The organism is Mesorhizobium sp. Cs1299R1N1 (assembly GCF_037179655.1).
GTDB lineage: Bacteria > Pseudomonadota > Alphaproteobacteria > Rhizobiales > Rhizobiaceae > Mesorhizobium > Mesorhizobium salmacidum.
Genome location: NZ_JAPYKR010000007.1, coordinates 203125 through 217843, shown reverse-complemented (window position 1 = coordinate 217843; position 14719 = coordinate 203125). Strand labels below are relative to the sequence as shown.

Annotated in this window: 13 protein-coding genes; 1 reads left to right on the top strand and 12 read right to left on the bottom strand. The window is 64.1% G+C overall.

Annotated features, from left to right (window positions below; translation table 11 throughout):
- Positions 1 to 6: 6 nt before the first annotated feature.
- The 7 genes from O7A70_RS17295 to O7A70_RS17265 form a co-directional block, all read right to left on the bottom strand.
- Positions 7 to 1560, bottom strand: a complete 1554-nt coding sequence (locus O7A70_RS17295; protein ID WP_337141446.1) for an FGGY-family carbohydrate kinase — start codon at positions 1558 to 1560, stop codon at positions 7 to 9.
- Entirely contained in the window at positions 1560 to 2684 is a 1125-nt protein-coding gene (locus O7A70_RS17290) for an ABC transporter ATP-binding protein (RefSeq protein ID WP_337141444.1), read from the bottom strand. The genes O7A70_RS17295 and O7A70_RS17290 overlap by 1 nt, the downstream gene beginning before the upstream one ends.
- Positions 2681 to 3799 (bottom strand): ABC transporter ATP-binding protein, encoded by a 1119-nt coding sequence (locus O7A70_RS17285; protein ID WP_337141442.1) that lies wholly within the window; start codon positions 3797 to 3799, stop codon positions 2681 to 2683. The genes O7A70_RS17290 and O7A70_RS17285 overlap by 4 nt, the downstream gene beginning before the upstream one ends.
- 2 nt (positions 3800 to 3801) lie before the next feature.
- Entirely contained in the window at positions 3802 to 4659 is an 858-nt protein-coding gene (locus O7A70_RS17280) for a carbohydrate ABC transporter permease (protein ID WP_027142220.1), read from the bottom strand.
- Between the two features lie 9 nt (positions 4660 to 4668).
- The gene (locus O7A70_RS17275) at positions 4669 to 5592 is read right to left on the bottom strand and encodes a carbohydrate ABC transporter permease (protein ID WP_140505586.1); all 924 of its coding nucleotides are present in this window, start codon (positions 5590 to 5592) and stop codon (positions 4669 to 4671) included.
- 160 nt (positions 5593 to 5752) lie between these two features.
- Entirely contained in the window at positions 5753 to 7198 is a 1446-nt protein-coding gene (locus O7A70_RS17270) for an ABC transporter substrate-binding protein (protein ID WP_337141441.1), read from the bottom strand.
- A 45-nt stretch (positions 7199 to 7243) separates the two neighbouring features.
- Complete coding sequence (locus O7A70_RS17265; protein WP_337141440.1) at positions 7244 to 8218, bottom strand: sugar-binding transcriptional regulator; 975 nt, start codon at positions 8216 to 8218, stop codon at positions 7244 to 7246.
- A 246-nt stretch (positions 8219 to 8464) separates the two neighbouring features.
- Here O7A70_RS17265 and O7A70_RS17260 point away from each other — a divergent pair, with 246 nt between their 5' ends.
- Complete coding sequence (locus O7A70_RS17260; RefSeq protein WP_337141439.1) at positions 8465 to 9190, top strand: MgtC/SapB family protein; 726 nt, start codon at positions 8465 to 8467, stop codon at positions 9188 to 9190.
- A gap of 44 nt (positions 9191 to 9234) precedes the next feature.
- Here O7A70_RS17260 and O7A70_RS17255 read toward each other — a convergent pair whose 3' ends face one another.
- From O7A70_RS17255 to O7A70_RS17235, 5 genes are all read right to left on the bottom strand, one after another.
- Positions 9235 to 10512: an amylo-alpha-1,6-glucosidase gene (locus tag O7A70_RS17255; protein WP_337141438.1), complete on the bottom strand. Its 1278-nt coding sequence runs from the start codon at positions 10510 to 10512 to the stop codon at positions 9235 to 9237.
- Between the two features lie 16 nt (positions 10513 to 10528).
- Positions 10529 to 11569 carry an ABC transporter ATP-binding protein gene (locus O7A70_RS17250; RefSeq protein ID WP_337141437.1) on the bottom strand — a complete coding sequence of 347 codons (1041 nt, stop codon included), beginning with the start codon at positions 11567 to 11569 and terminating at the stop codon, positions 10529 to 10531.
- A 21-nt stretch (positions 11570 to 11590) separates the two neighbouring features.
- The gene (locus O7A70_RS17245) at positions 11591 to 12427 is read right to left on the bottom strand and encodes a carbohydrate ABC transporter permease (RefSeq protein ID WP_442921191.1); all 837 of its coding nucleotides are present in this window, start codon (positions 12425 to 12427) and stop codon (positions 11591 to 11593) included.
- A 39-nt stretch (positions 12428 to 12466) separates the two neighbouring features.
- Positions 12467 to 13312, bottom strand: coding sequence for a carbohydrate ABC transporter permease (locus tag O7A70_RS17240; protein ID WP_337141435.1), 846 nt, complete (start codon positions 13310 to 13312; stop codon positions 12467 to 12469).
- Positions 13313 to 13448: 136 nt separating this feature from the next.
- The gene (locus tag O7A70_RS17235; protein ID WP_337141434.1) at positions 13449 to 14717 is read right to left on the bottom strand and encodes an ABC transporter substrate-binding protein; all 1269 of its coding nucleotides are present in this window, start codon (positions 14715 to 14717) and stop codon (positions 13449 to 13451) included.
- Between the last annotated feature and the right edge of the window lie 2 nt (positions 14718 to 14719).

The window sequence follows — 14719 nt, the reverse complement described above, 5'->3', positions numbered from 1 at the left end:
GACTTCTCAATTTTCCTGCGATGTCGCCATGGCACGCCAGACCGGCCGCAAGGCCTGATGCGCCAGCATGTAGGAGGGGGCCATCCTGTCGTAGATCGCGGCGAGGTCCGGGTCGCTCGGTTCGGCCTCGCCGAGCAACGGCGTCACCCATTCGCCGACGCATTCGTCCATGGAGGCGTATTGGCCGACGCAGACCGCGGCGATCATCGCCGCACCGGCGGCGCCGGCCTCCTCGCGCGCGCTGGTGCGCGTGTCGGCGCCGATGGCCGCACCCAGTATCTTGCGCAGCGCCGGGCTTCTGGCGGCGCCGCCGGTCAGGCGGATTTCGCGTGGCAGCGGGCCCATGGCGGCGTAGCAGTCGCGCGCCGCGAAGGCCAAGCCTTCGAAGACGGCGCGCACCAGATCGGCGTAGCCGTGGCGCGACGAAATGCCGACGAAGCCCGCCCTGGCATTGGCATCGACGAACGGTCCGCGCTCACCCGCTTCCGACACGTAGGGCTGATAGAGCAGCGAGGCGGGCTGCGAGGCCGCGATCCAGGCATCGACCAGCGCGATCATCTCGCCATTGCTGCGGGTTATGCCTTGCGAGGCGAGAATGCCCGAGGCAAGGCCAAGCACCCAGTCGATGTTGAGCGTCGCCGCCATGTTGGACTGCATCTGCGCGAAGACGCCCGGCGCCGGCATCGCCATCGTATAACCGGTCGCCGCTTCGTTCAGCTGCACATCGTCGGGCGTCTCGGCCAGCCGCATGTGCATGCCGGTGGAGCCGATGATCGAGCAGCCGGGCTTGCGCTCGCGGTCGAGGAGGCCGGCGCCGAGCGCGGTGCAGACGACATCGACATAACCGAGCACGACGGGTGTCCCGGCAAGCATGCCGGTGACGGCGGCAGCCGCCGGCGACAGTCCGGTGCTGTGCCTCGTGCCGTCGACAATCGGCGGCAGCAGGTGCCTGAGATCGGCGACGCCCAGCACGTCGAGCACGTCGCCGCTATAGTCGCGGGTGCGGAAGTCGCCGAAAGTGAAGGTCCCTTCGGACGGGTCGGTGGCGCGTTCGCCGGTGAGCTTGAAATAGAGCCAGTCCTTGCAGTGGAATGCGGTGGCAGCCTTGCCAAGCATTTCGGGCATCGTGCGCTTCATGAAGACGAACTGCGAACCCTGCTGGCAGGCGGCAAGCCCGCTGCCGGTCTTTTCGAAGCGCCGCCGGTCGTCGGGCCGCGCGCGGATTTCCTCGACGACGCCGGCGGCGCGCGCGTCGAGCCAAAGCCAGCCCTTGGCCACCGGCTCGCCCTTGCCATCGATCAGCCAGGTGCCGTCGCCCTGCCCGGTCACCGCGATGGCGACGGTCCGGCTGGCGAGATCGGGCACCTTGTCGGCGAGCTGGCGCAGGGTCGTGGCGGCATCGGCCCAGGTGCGCGCCAGATCCTGTTCGGCGCCGCCGCCCGGCAGCGTCTCATAATGGTTCGGCGTTGCCGCGGCCGCGATCTGGCGGCCTTTCGTGTCGAAGGCGATGGACTTGATGACGGAAGTGCCGGCATCGATGCCTATCAGTATGTCGCGCATCACGCGAGCTCCATGCCGTGCGAGATGGCCATGCCGCTTGCCTGGTCGAAGACGTGCAGGTTTTTGGGATCGATGCTGACATTGATGGGCGCGCCGAGGTCGAGCCGGGTGCGGTCATGCTCGACCAGCACCAGCGAACCGCCGGCGAAATCGGCGGCGATGTGGGTCTGGTCGCCGAGCCATTGGTTGGCCGAGACCCTGGCCGGAACGCCTTCCTTCGAGCGCCGGACCGCGTAGGGCCTGATGCCGATGACCACCCGCTCGCGGCTGAGCAACCGGTCGCGCACCGGAGCGCTGAAGGCGTCCTTGTCATAGTCGAGCGACAGGCCGTCGGGCAGCCGCAGATTGATGCGGCCGGCGGCGGTCCCGACAAAGGCCTCGAAGACGTTCATCGGCGGTTCGCCGACGAAGGTTCCGGTGAACAGGTTGGCCGGACGCTCCTTGAGCCGGTCCGGCGTGTCGAACTGCTGCAGCACGCCGCCTTCCATCACCGCGATGCGGTCGGCAAGCGCGTTGGCCTCGGTCTGATCGTGAGTGACCAGGATCGCGGTCAGGCCGCGCTCCTTGATGAAATGCTTGATGCGGCCGCGCAGCACCGCGCGAAGCTGCGGTTCGAGTTGCCCCATCGGCTCGTCGAGCAGATGCAGGTCGGCCTCACGGATCAACGCCCGGCCAAGACTGGCGCGCTGCTGTTGGCCACCCGAAATGGAGCTGGGATAGCGCTCCAATATGTCCTCGATCTCCAGCAGTTTGGCGATGCTGGCGACCTTGGCATCGACCTCGCTCCGAGGCAGCCGGGCGGCCTTGAGGGCAAAGGCCATGTTCTCGCGCACGGTGAGCGGCGGATAGAGCGAGTAGCCCTCGAAGGCCATCGCCACATTGCGCCTGACCGGCGGCAAAGTGTGGACCCGGCGACCGGCGACCGCGATCGCGCCGCGCGAGACCTCCTCGAAGCCGGCTATCATGCGCAGCGTCGAGGTCTTGCCGCAGCCGGACGAGCCAAGCAGCGCCACGATCTCGCCCTTGCCGATTTCCATCGTCAGGTTCTTGACGGCGTGAACGCCGCGGTCGATCGGGCCATAAAACTTGTCGACGCCGGAAATGGTGAGTGCGCTGGCGCTCATGCCGCTTCTCCGCTGCGCAGATTGACAATGTTCTTCGCGCCTATGCGCTCACCGCTCGCCCTGTCGAACAGCAAGGCGCTCTTGCCGTCGACGACAATATGGGCCTTGCCTTCGCTGCGGCCCGGCGTTCCGGCCGGGCGCGAGACCAGGATTTCACGGCCGCGAACGGTGCGCACCAGGGTGACGATCTTTTCGTTGAGCGGCGTCTCGGCCTCGACCGTCACCGGAATGGCGCCGGGCTCGTTTTCGCCAACGAAATGCAGTGCCTCCGGCCTCAGCCCGATGATGCAGTCGCGACCGACGGCGGTCTCGGGAACATCGGCGAGATGGACCTGCACATTGGACAGGCCGACATAGCCCCCCCTGCCATCGCGCGCGGGCTTGACGTCGAGCAGATTGATGGTCGGGTCGCCGAACAGCCGCGCGATCTCGATGTTGGCCGGCTCGCGATAGATCTGCTCGGGCGTGCCGAGCTGCCTGATGACGCCTTGCGACATCACAGCGATACGGTCGCCGAGCGCCATGGCTTCCTTATAATCCTGGGTGACGTAAACGACGGTGGCGCCGCGATCGGCGAGCAGCCTGGGCAGTTCGAGCCGCATCTCGAAGCGCAGCTTGGCGTCGACATTGCGCAAGGGATCGTCGAGCAGCAGCAGCGGCGGTGAACCGACCAAAGCGCGGGCAAGGGCCGTGCGCTGCTTCTGGCCGTTGGAGAGCGCGCGTGGTTTGTGGCTCAGCACATGGCCGATCTTCAACAGTTTGGCGACGCTCTCGACGCCGGCCTTGATCGCGCTCTGCGACGAGCGCTTGGCCTCGAGCGGCGTCGCGATGTTGTCGAACGCGCTCATATGCGGGAACAGCGCGAAATTCTGGAACGCCATGCCGACGCCACGGAATTCCGCGTCGACATCGGTCATGTCCTCGCCGCCGATGAGGATCTTGCCTTCGTCCGGATCGATGACGCCGGCGACCAGGCGCAGCAGCACAGTCTTGCCGGCGCCCGAGGGTCCGAACAGGACCAGCGTTTCGCCATCCGCGACGGTCAGCGACAAATTGTCGAGGACGGTCTGGCTCTTGTAGCGCTTGACGAGATTTCTGAGTTCGAGGCTGGCCATTTCTATCCTTTCACCGCGCCGAGCGACAGGCCTTCGACCAGATAGCGCTGTGCGTAAAGGGCGAGCGCCAGTGTTGGCGTGATCGACAAAACGATGGCCGCCGAAATCTGGCCGTACTGGATGCCGGATGAGGTGATGAAGGCGAGCGCGCCGACCGTCACCGGCTGCTTGTCGGCCGAAGCCAGCACCAGCGCGAAGACGAAATTGTTCCAGGCGAAGATGAAGGCGAGCAGGCCGGCCGCCGCAATGCCAGGGCCGGCGAGCGGGAGCGCGATCTTACGGAAGGTGGCGAACCAGGAATGGCCGCCGATGCGGTAGGCATATTCGATGTCAGCCGGGATATCCTCGAAATAGCCGCGCACGATCCACAGGATCAACGGCAGGCAGATCAGCTGGTAGACCCAGATCAGCCCGATATAGGTGTTGGCCAGGCCGAGCTTCTGGAAATAGAGGGTCAGCGGCAGCAGCACCAGAAGTGCCGGCGCGAACCTGAACGACAGCAGCGTGAAGGCGATGTCCTCCGAGCCGCGGAATTTGTGGCGCGCGAAGGCGTAGGCGGCCGGCACGCCGAGCAGCAGCGAAACCGCCACCGAGGTCACCGACAGGAACACCGAATTCCAGAGGTTGCGCATGAAGGCGATGTCGAGCGTGCCGGCGGCGGTCATCAGTTTGCCGGTGATCAGCGCGGTGTAATTGGCGAGCGTCGGTTCGAAGATGAGCTGCGGCGGGATGCGCAGGATGGTCTCGTTGGTCTGGAAAGACATCATGAAAATCCAGACGATCGGGAACATGAAGAAGATCACCACCAGCGTCAGTGCCACGCCGCGCAGGATGCGTTCGAGAAGCGAGGTATGTTCCATCGCCGCCTCCTATGCCTGGCCGCGGGCGCGTTCGCGCAGCCTGAGCCAGTTCTTGATGAAGATGTTGGAGAGGAAATAGGTGATCGCCCACAGGATGATCATCAGCGCCGCCGAGCGGCCGACATTGGTCGACTGGAAGAAGTTGAGATAGGCCTCGACCTGGAAGACGGTCAGCGTGTCGCCCGGGCCGCCTTGCGTCATCGCGTAGATGATGTCGAACTGCTGGATGGAATCGAGCAGGCGGAACAGCGTCGCCGTCAGGATGTAGGGTGTCAGCATCGGCAGGGTGATGCGGAAGAAGACGAAGCTCCGCGGCACGCCGTCGAGTGCCGCCGCCTCGAAGGGCTGCGTCGGCAGGCTGCGCAGGCCGGCAAGCAGCAGGATCATGATGAAGGGCGTGTAGACCCAGATGTCGACCAGCACGACGGTTAGCAGCGCCGTCGACGGCGACGAGGCCCAGCGGAAATCCTGCAGCCCGATGAGGCTGGCGAGATAGCTCAGCACGCCGAAGCCGGGATTGGTCATCAGCTTCCACATCAGCGCTGCCAGCGCCGGCGCCGTCATCAGCGGCATCAGGAGCATGATCGAGATGAAGTTGTTAAGCGTCGAGCGCTTCTGCAGCAGCAAGGCGATGGCAAGGCCCAAAAGCAGTTCCAGCACGACGGTGGTGCCGGCATAGAGCAGCGAGACTTTCAGCGTGTTCCAGAATTTCGGATCGGTGAAGAAGGAGATGTAGTTGTCGCCCCAGTTGAACTGCCGCGCCCAGGGCTGGCTCAGCCGGTAGCGCTGGAACGAATAGACCACCGAGGTCAGGAACGGAATCAGGATGCCGATGCAGACCAGCAAGGCCGGCAGGCTGAGCACATAGGGCAGCACCCGTTTGCTGATCCTGAAGCCGGATGGCTTAAGCCTTTGCGATACCACCGCAGTCATCGAGCTGCTCCGTTGTTGCTGTCGCTTCGCCCCTGCCGGCCGCCCAAGGGAGCAAGGCGGCCGGTCGGGCGAAATAGCGGTCACCTTTCGGCACCGCATCGCAAACATGAAAAGATATGACGAGGGCCGACCCGCCAAGCAGGCCGGCCCTCGTTGCGATTTAACCGAGACCGGCTTCCTTGAGCTGGCCGTTGATGCTCTCGGCCAGCTTGTCGAGGCCTTCGTCGACCGGCACTTCCTTGGACACCATCTTCTGCAGCGTCGCCGCCCATTCGGTGGTGAGATCGAAGAAAAGCGGCTGCGCCGTGAACTTGATCGAGGCGCCGGGTGCCGAGGCGTCGAACATCTCGACATAGCCCGGATAGCTCTTGTTCAGCTTCTCGCGGAAAGCTTCATCCTTCCAGACCGACTGCCGGACCGGGTTGACGAAATCCATCTTGGTGGCGCCGAACAGCGCATGCTCGGGTCCGGAGGCCCATTGCATGAAGTACCATGTGGCGTCCTTGTCCTTGGAGAAGTTGGACATCGACAGCGACCAGATCCAGATGTTCGGCGTTGGTGCCTTGGCCTCCGGATTCGCCTTGAAGGCGGCGAAGGCAAGCTTGCCGGCCATCTTGTTGTCGCCGCCATTCATGAAGTAGCCGAGGATATCGGCGTCGAAGATCATCGCCGAGGCGCCGGCGCCCAGATCGGTGCCGACCTGATACCAGGTGTAGGTCGACCAGTCCTTCGGGCCGCTCTCCTGGATCATCTGCACCCACTGCTTGTGGAAAGCCTTGGACTGGGCGGTGTTCATGGCGGCCGACAATTTGCCGTCGGCCGACACATTCAGGTCCTTCTGGTCGAAATTGGCGTAGGCCGACAGGAACCCCGGATGGATGGTCGCCCAGGAGCGCGAGCCGCGCACACCAATGCCGTAGACGCCGCCTCCGACATCCTTGGTGAGCTTGGCGGCCGCGGCCACCATCTCGTCCATATTGCCGGGGACCTTGACGCCCGCCTTGTCGAACATCGCCTTGTTGTAGGTGATGTTGTTCTGCTCGAACCCCCACGGAATGCACCATTGCTTGGCATCTTCCGATCCCAGAGCTCCGCCCGGCTTGCCGTTCCAGGCGCAGGAATTCCTGACGCCTGGCAGGAAGTCGTCCCATGCATAGTTCGGGTTGGTCTTGGCCGGATCCTTGATCCATTCGTTGAGGTCGGTGATCCAGCCGGCTGGGCCGTAGGTCCAGGTCATGTACGCGCCGGTCATGAAGGCATCATATTCGGGCGAGCTCGCCGACAATGCGGCCGTCACCTTGTCGAAATAGACGTCTTCAGGGAATACGTCGTAGACGACGTTCATGCCGGTCAGTTTCTTGAAGTTCTCAAGATTGGCGATCATGGCGTCGGCGTATGGATGCTTGTTGAGCAGGAGCTTGATGGTCTTGCCCTTATGCGCCTGCCAGTCGAAGTCCGCGGCAAGCGCGTGGGTCTGGCCCAGGTTGAGCAGCGTGCCGGCGGTGCCGGCGGCGAGGCCCATCGCCCCAAGGCCCTTGATCAGTCCGCGACGGTCGACTTGTCCGCGCAGGAAGGCGTCTATGAGGTCTTTCTCTTTCTCATGCATTTCGTCTTCTCCTCCACAGGGTAGTTTCAACTGAACCGTTGCCGGCTACCCGACCGGCGTCTCTTCCACGAGCGATCGCGCCGTCCGCTCGTCTGTTATCAGGCCTTTCAAATAGCGCCCCTCCAGCACCGACTTGATGGCGCGAACCTTGATCTTGCCACCGGCGACAGCGACGATCCGGCGGCTGGCGATATCCTCGCGCGCCAGTGCCAGCGCCCGGTTGGAAACGGTGGTCGCCACCGCCTTGCCGGCGTCGTCGAAGAAATGGCCGAGCAATTCGCCGACGCCGCCATTGCGGCGGATCTCCTCCATCTCGCCCTTCTCGATCATGCCGGTGGCAACCAGCGAAGCCTCGCGTTCGGCGGTACCGACGCCGGCGAACAGCAGGTCGGCGGATCTGGCGAGATCGAAGACCTCGTTGATGCCCTTCTGGCCCAGCAACACGATGCGATCCTCCGCCGTGTTGGCGAACATCGGCACCGGCATCACATAGGCTTCGGCTCCGGTGCGTTCGGCGAGACGGTGGATGACGTCATGCGGGTTGGCCGAGAACTTCCGCGTCAGGCCGCCGAGCAGCGAGACGAAGCGGATCCGGTCGGTGGTGGTGCGCGGCAGGTACTCCACGCAAGCGGCGAGCGTGCGGCCATGGCCGACGCCGATCAGCGCCTGCTCGCCGCGTTCGATCTCGCGCTTGAGGAACTGCGCCCCGGCAATGCCGAGCGCCTTGAGCGGCAGATCCTCGGAATCGAAATCCGGGACCACCTCGCAATAATCGAGGCCGTAGCGGCGGGACAATTCGTCCTCGAGCTCGACGCATTCCGACACTTCGCCGTCGATATAGACCTTCACCAACCCTTCCTGGTTGGCCTTGGTGATGAGGCGGTGGGCCTTGAGGCTGGTCAGCCCCAGCCGCTTGGCGACCTCGGACTGGGTCAGGCCGCCGGCGTAATGAAGCCACGCGGCGCGCGCCGCCATGCTGGCATCATCGTCCCGAAAAAGGCCGTTTCCAAAACCAACCACGTTTCCGTCCCGGTGATATTTTTATCAGTTGCTGCAAAATTTTTCACATGCCGGGACCGAAGTCAAGCGCCACCTTTCAAATCGCGTGCGGTTGGCCAGCGGGAACTTCGGGAGGGCAAAGAGGTTCTTACATCGACAGCCCGAGGTCGCGGCGCACCGGCCAGCCGCAAGGAACATCGGCGCCGAGCCGTGCCGAGAACCCGGGGAAGCAGGAGAGGCGGAGCGCCGGCGCCGCCTGACAGAACGATGTTCGAGCCGCTTTGCTGCGATATGCCGCTTCATCCGACATGGCCCGATCTTGTCGCACGGCTGCTGCTTGTGGTGGTTGCAGGTTTCCTCATTGGCCTCAACAGGCAAGCGCGCGGCCACACCGCCGGGCTTCGGACGACCATCCTGGTCGGCCTTGCGGCCGCTGTTGCGATGATCCAGGCCAACTTGTTGCTTGATACGACGGGCAAGGGAATGGATTTCTTCGCCCGCATGGACGTGCTGCGTCTGCCGCTCGGCGTGCTGACCGGCGTCGGCTTCATCGGCGGCGGCGCCATCCTGCGGCGCGGCGACCTCGTGACCGGCGTCACCACCGCGGCCACCATGTGGATCATGACGATGATCGGGCTTGCCTTTGGCGGCGGCCAGTTCGGTCTTGCGGCAATTGCAACAGTGCTGACGCTGCTGACGCTTCAGGTGTTGAAATGGGTGGACCTCAAGGTTCCGCGCGACCACCATGCGATCCTGTCAGTTTCCTGGCCGAAAAGTTCACCGCCCGACCTGCAGGAGATGGTGCGGCCGCTCGGCTATGGCGCACGCCTCGCCAGGATGGAGCGTGACATCAGCCGCGACCGCTTCGTGTACTCGTTCAATCTCGAATGGAGACAGTCCGATGCGACCGAACCTTCAACGGAAATCCTGACGCTGGTCAGCCGCGAATGCGCGATCGAGCGATTTGATCTAGTCGGCGAAAAGGCGTCCTGAAGAGACGAAGCGTTCCCGCTCCGACAAACTTAGGCACCACCCACTTACGCATCACGCAAAAACTCGATCACCATCGCCGCCGTCCAGGTGAAACGGCCGCCGCCGAGCGGCTCACCGGTCAGCGGGTCGTAGTATTCGGCAAATCCGCTCTCCCGGATCAAGTCGAGGCTGGATTGCGTGATGCGCTGTGCGACCTGACCGTGGCCGGCGGCGGCAAGGCCGTCGGCGATCATGTAGTTGACCACCAGCCAGACCGGGCCGCGCCAGTAACGCTTGGCGTCGAAGCGCCGATCACCGGGATCATGTGACGGCACGACGTAACGCGCGGTGCCGGCAAGGCGTTCGACGGTGGCGGCGACTGCAGCGGCGCGGTCTTTCGGGATCGCGGCAAAGGCCGGCAGGATGCCGCCAACGGAAGCGCTGTCGACCAGCGTGCCGGCGACACGGTCGAGACAGAGGTATTGGCCGTGCGCGTCGCTCCAAAGCCGCTCCATGGCCGCCAGGCCCTTTTGCGCGCGGGCGCGGTTGGCCTTGGCGATCGCCGTCTCGCCAAGCGCTTCGGCAAGATCGGCAAGGTCGGTGGCGGCGCGGATCAGGATGGCGTTGAAGCCGGGATCGACAATCTGGAAAGGTGAGGCATCGTGCAGTCTCGCGTTGTCCCAACCGAGCCCGCGAAAACTCTGCACCAGCCAGAGATAACGATCGTACTGCGCCTTGGTCGGGCGATGCGCCGGATCGGCATGCAAGGTATCACGACGAGTGTAGGGCTCGACGCCTTCGGTCGGCACCCGCTCGAAGGCATCGTCCCAATCGATGGAATTGTCGCGGCCGGATTCCCAGGGGTGGATGATGGCGACCAGCCCCTCACCCTTGGGGTCACGGTTTTCGTAAAACCAGCGATGCCAGGCATCGATCTTCGGCAGCAATGCGCGGGCCCGCTCGGCGGCCAACTTTCTGTCCTTGGCGCGGTCGAACAGGCGCCGCACGGCAAAGCCGGCGACGGCTGGCTGGGTAATGCCCGACGTGGCGATCGGGCGACCGGTTCGCCAGACCTCGGGACCGGGAAAATAGCTGTCGTTCCAGACATGGAAGACGATATGCGGCACCATGCCGTCCGGCCACTGATGGGCAAACAACGTCTCGATCTCGGTCCAGGCGCGCGCTTCGTCATAATGGGCAAGGCCGAGCGCCGTCAGGCAGGAATCCCAGTTCCACTGGAACGGATAGAGACCTTTTGTCGGGATGGTATAGGTCCCCTGATCGTTCTCCCTCAGCACTTCGACGGCGCGGGCGATGATGTCATTGGCGGCATGAGCGGTCATGGATGATTCAGGTCTTTCACAAGGCTTGCGTCGTTTCGGGGTCGAACCAGCGGATGCGGTCGGGCTTGGGAGCGAGCCGCAGGCGATCGCCGACGGCAATGGCTGCGCCGGACTCGAGCACGGCGCGGAACAGGGCGCCCTCGACATCGCAAGTGACCAGCGTGTGCGGCCCGAGCGGCTCGATGATCCGCACCGTGGCGGGCAGGCCCTCGCCGCCGGCATCGACATCCTCGGGGCGAATGGCGAACTCGACCTTCTGCCTGTCCGATTTGGGACCGGACAGCGCCAGCCCGGCAACATCCCAGTTGCCGTTTGCTGCCCTGGTCGCGGGCAGGAAATTCATCGGCGGATTGCCGATGAAGGAGCCGACGAAGCGCGCCGCCGGATTGCGATAGACCTCGACCGGCGACGCAGCCTGGACGATGCGGCCCTGATGCATGACGGCAATGCGGTCGGCGAGGCTCATCGCCTCGACCTGGTCGTGGGTGACATAGATGGTGGTGGTCTTCGACCCGGCAAGCACGCCTTTGAGTTCGGCCCGCATTTCCAACCGCAGCAGCGCGTCGAGGTTCGACAGCGGCTCGTCCATCAGGATGACATCAGGCTCCATGGCGAGCGCGCGGGCGACGGCGACACGCTGGCGCTGGCCGCCTGACAACTGGCCGGAGTAGCGCTTCAGCAGTTGCTCGATATGCATGAGTTCGGCGGTGCGGCTGACGCGGCGCTCGATTTCCTGCCGCGGCAGTTTCTTCATGCGCAAGCCGAAGGCAATGTTCTCGAACACGGTCAGGTGCGGAAAGACGGCATAATTCTGGAACACCATGGCGATGCCGCGATCGCGCGGCGGCAGATGATCGACGCGGCGGCCGCCGATCCAGACCTCGCCCTGGCTCGGTGTCTCCAGTCCGGCGACGATCCTGAGCAGCGTGGTCTTGCCGCAGCCCGAGGCGCCGAGCAGCACCATGAATTCCTGGTCGGCGATGGTGAGGTCGACCTGATGCAGCGCGGTGAAGTCGCCGAAGCGCTTGGCCACGCCCTTGATTGCGATTTCAGCCATCAGCCGTCTCCGTGGCGCGTGTCATCGGTTGGCGATCCCCCACATGGCGAACAGGTATTTCCGGACGGCGAAGATGAAGATCAGCGCCGGCACGACCAAGGCCGCGCCGCCGGCGAATTTGAGATAGAGCGGCGACTCGCCAAGGCTTTGCAGCAGGAAGGCGGTCAACGTGCGGTTCTCGATGGTGAGCACGGCGGCGGCGAACACCTCGTTCCAGGAGATGGTGAAGGCAAATACCGCCGAAGCGGCGATGCCGGGCAAGGCAAGCGGCAGGATGACCTTGCGAAAAGCTTGCCAACGTGTGCAGCCGAGCGTCCAGGCCGCTTCCTCGAGCTCGACCGGGATGCCTGAGAAGAGCGAAAAGGTGATGAGCACGGCGAACGGCAGCGCCAACGTGGTGTGAACCAGCGCCAGCCCAATGGCGGTGTCGTCGAGGCCGGTGCGGATGAACATCACCGCCAGCGGCAAGGCCAGCAGCGGCAGCGGGAAAGCACGGGTCATCAGCACCAGGAAGCGGAACGTGCCCTTTCCCGGAAAATCGAAGCGCGACAGCGCGTAGCCGGCCGGCGCACCGAAGCCGATTGCCAGGATCATCGTCAGCGTGGCGACGAGCATCGAGTTCCACAGCGCCCTGGCGACGCCGGCGAAATTGATGAAGAACGACAGGCTGCCGAGATCCAAGGACGGGAGGAAGCGCTTGGGGAACGCCGTGACCTCACCGGGCGACGACAGCGCATTGACGATCAGGAGGTAAATCGGCAGCAGCACCCAGACGCCGAGCACGATCGCGGTGGCGATCAGCAGCCAGTTGCCGGCCTTGCGGGCATCGGCCGGCGTGGTGACCTGTGCTTCGGTCACGGCGCTCATATCCGCGCGTTCTTCATATCCTGGCCTCCGTCATATCCTGGCCTCCTTGGGCACGCGCAGCACCCGGAGGAAGAACAGCGTGAAGCCGATCGAGATGGCGAGGATGAGCAGCGCGGAGGCGGCCGCGACATTGCGGTCCTGCAACGTGAACTGCCAGTTGTAGGTCTCACCCATCAGCACCGGCAGGTTGGTGCCGCCAAGTGCCGCGACCACGGCGAAGACCTCGAAGGCGAGAATGACGCGCAGGATGATGGCCGTCTGCAGGCTGGGACGAAGCAGCGGCAGCGTGATGCGCACGAAGCGCTGCCACGGGCCGGCGCCAAACACTTCCGCCGCCTCGTAATATTCCTTGGGGATCAGGCCCATGCCGGCCACTAGGATGACCATCATGATCGCGGTGGCACGCCAGATCTCGGCCAGCGCCACGGCGATGAAGATGGTCAGCTTACTCTGGTAGCCGAGGAACATGACCGGCCTGTCGACGATGCCGAGGCTGGAAAGCAGCGTATTGAGGAAGCCGGACTGGTCGAAGATGGCGAGCCAGATCAATCCGGCGGCGAGATCGGAAATGCCGAGCGGAATGGCGAACACGTAGAGGGCGGCACTTCGTCCGGTCTCCAGCCGCGAAACCACGCTGGCCATCAAAAGAGCCATGACCAGTTGGATCGGCACGACGATTGCCGCCAGCAGCAGGGTGTTGCGCACCGTGACGGGGAATTTCCAGCTGCCGGCCATGGTGCGGAAATTATCGAGTGTGAAGGCGCCGTCGCGGGTCACCGCCTCGAAGGCGACCAGCGCGAATGGATAGAGGAAGAAGATGCAGAGGAACAAGGTCGCCGGCATCAGCAGCAGATAGGGCAGAGCCTTGCCGTGCATGGTGTTTATCCTTTGCGATGCCGCGGCCTGGGCGCCCGGAGTGCAACAAACTCCGGACGCCCCCTTGGGAGGATTCCTACTTTCGTTTAACCATGATCTGTTCCGAAAACCGGTTTCCACTTTTCGGGATCATGGTCTAATCGACGGGACAAGCGCCGTCGGATGGCTTGTCGGGCGCCCAGCACGGCGCCTTGGACTGGTCGATGATCGCCTTGAGCGCCGTCGCTTCCTCGCCGAGCACGCCATGCACGTCCTCGCCGCCGAGCACGATGCGCTCGAAGCTGTCGGTGTATACCTGGTTGAACTTGCCATCGAGATCGCCGAGCCCCATCGGCAGCAACGCCGGCAGCGCATCGGAAGCACCGGTCATGGTTGCGATCGCCGGGCCGAAGGCCTTGACCGAAGCCGGCATATCGTCTGGCAGCTTGACGTCGACGACGGGGAAGAAATTGGTCGCCTTGAGCGTGGCGATCTGGGTTTCCGGCTTGAGCATATAGGCGACCAGCGCCTTCGCCTTGTCCATGTCAGGCGAAGTCTTGGGAATGGCGACACCGGCCACGACAGGCATGAAGCCGCGACCGGCAGGGCCGGCCGGCGCCGGAAAGGCGACGAAGTCGCCGGGCTTCTTGTTGAAGGCGTCGGCAAGGCGCGCGACATGGTCGAACGCCACCCAGACATCGCCGCTCAAAAGCGGTTCCTGCATGAAGGCATAGTTGGTCGAGTTCGGGTTGGTGTACTGCCAGAGTTCCTTGAACTTGTTCCAGGCGATCTCGGCTTCGGCCGAGCGGAACTTGGTCACCATCGAGCCGGTGTAGGACGGATAGAGGAAGCCTTCGAAGAAACGATGCTTCAGCCCTTTGGGACCGGCCGGAAAACCGAATTTCGGCGAACCGGTCTTCTCGGCGATGTTTTTCGACCATTCGATCAGCTGGTCATAGGTGATGGTGTTGAGATCGACGCCTTGCGGCAAATATTGCAGCGCCTGCTTGTTGGCCGCCATCAGGTAGGTGGCCTGCATCCACGGCAGGTATTTCTGCTCGCCGCTGCCGAGCATGCCGAGTTTCCTGTAGGCTTCGTTGACCTTGACGGCACCGACATCGACGCCGGACAGATCGGCAAGGTTCGCGCCGACGCTGGAGAAGTCGCCATGCAGGCCACCGAGCACGCCGATGGTGCCGGTGCCGGCCTGCAATTCGGCCTGCAGGCGGGTGAGCCAGGGGCCGGCCTCGGCGACCTGATAGTCGACCGCGCCGTCGAACCCCTTCAGCACCTCGTCGCGCATCTTCTGCGTTTCCTCGACCGGGCGCGCCTGCGTCGACCAGAACAGCACCTGCTGGGCGTGCGCCTCGCCTGAGGCAAGCGACAGTGCCAGCGCAACGCCGGCCAGCGTTTTCAATCCCTTCATCA

Coding starts and splice junctions, on each gene's coding strand:
- O7A70_RS17295 (WP_337141446.1), bottom strand. CDS start 1,560: ATGCGCGACATACTGATAGGCATCGATGCCGGCACTTCCGTCATCAAG.
- O7A70_RS17290 (WP_337141444.1), bottom strand. CDS start 2,684: ATGAGCGCCAGCGCACTCACCATTTCCGGCGTCGACAAGTTTTATGGC.
- O7A70_RS17285 (WP_337141442.1), bottom strand. CDS start 3,799: ATGGCCAGCCTCGAACTCAGAAATCTCGTCAAGCGCTACAAGAGCCAG.
- O7A70_RS17280 (WP_027142220.1), bottom strand. CDS start 4,659: ATGGAACATACCTCGCTTCTCGAACGCATCCTGCGCGGCGTGGCACTG.
- O7A70_RS17275 (WP_140505586.1), bottom strand. CDS start 5,592: ATGACTGCGGTGGTATCGCAAAGGCTTAAGCCATCCGGCTTCAGGATC.
- O7A70_RS17270 (WP_337141441.1), bottom strand. CDS start 7,198: ATGCATGAGAAAGAGAAAGACCTCATAGACGCCTTCCTGCGCGGACAA.
- O7A70_RS17260 (WP_337141439.1), top strand. CDS start 8,465: ATGTTCGAGCCGCTTTGCTGCGATATGCCGCTTCATCCGACATGGCCC.
- O7A70_RS17255 (WP_337141438.1), bottom strand. CDS start 10,512: ATGACCGCTCATGCCGCCAATGACATCATCGCCCGCGCCGTCGAAGTG.
- O7A70_RS17250 (WP_337141437.1), bottom strand. CDS start 11,569: ATGGCTGAAATCGCAATCAAGGGCGTGGCCAAGCGCTTCGGCGACTTC.
- O7A70_RS17240 (WP_337141435.1), bottom strand. CDS start 13,312: ATGCACGGCAAGGCTCTGCCCTATCTGCTGCTGATGCCGGCGACCTTG.
- O7A70_RS17235 (WP_337141434.1), bottom strand. CDS start 14,717: ATGAAGGGATTGAAAACGCTGGCCGGCGTTGCGCTGGCACTGTCGCTT.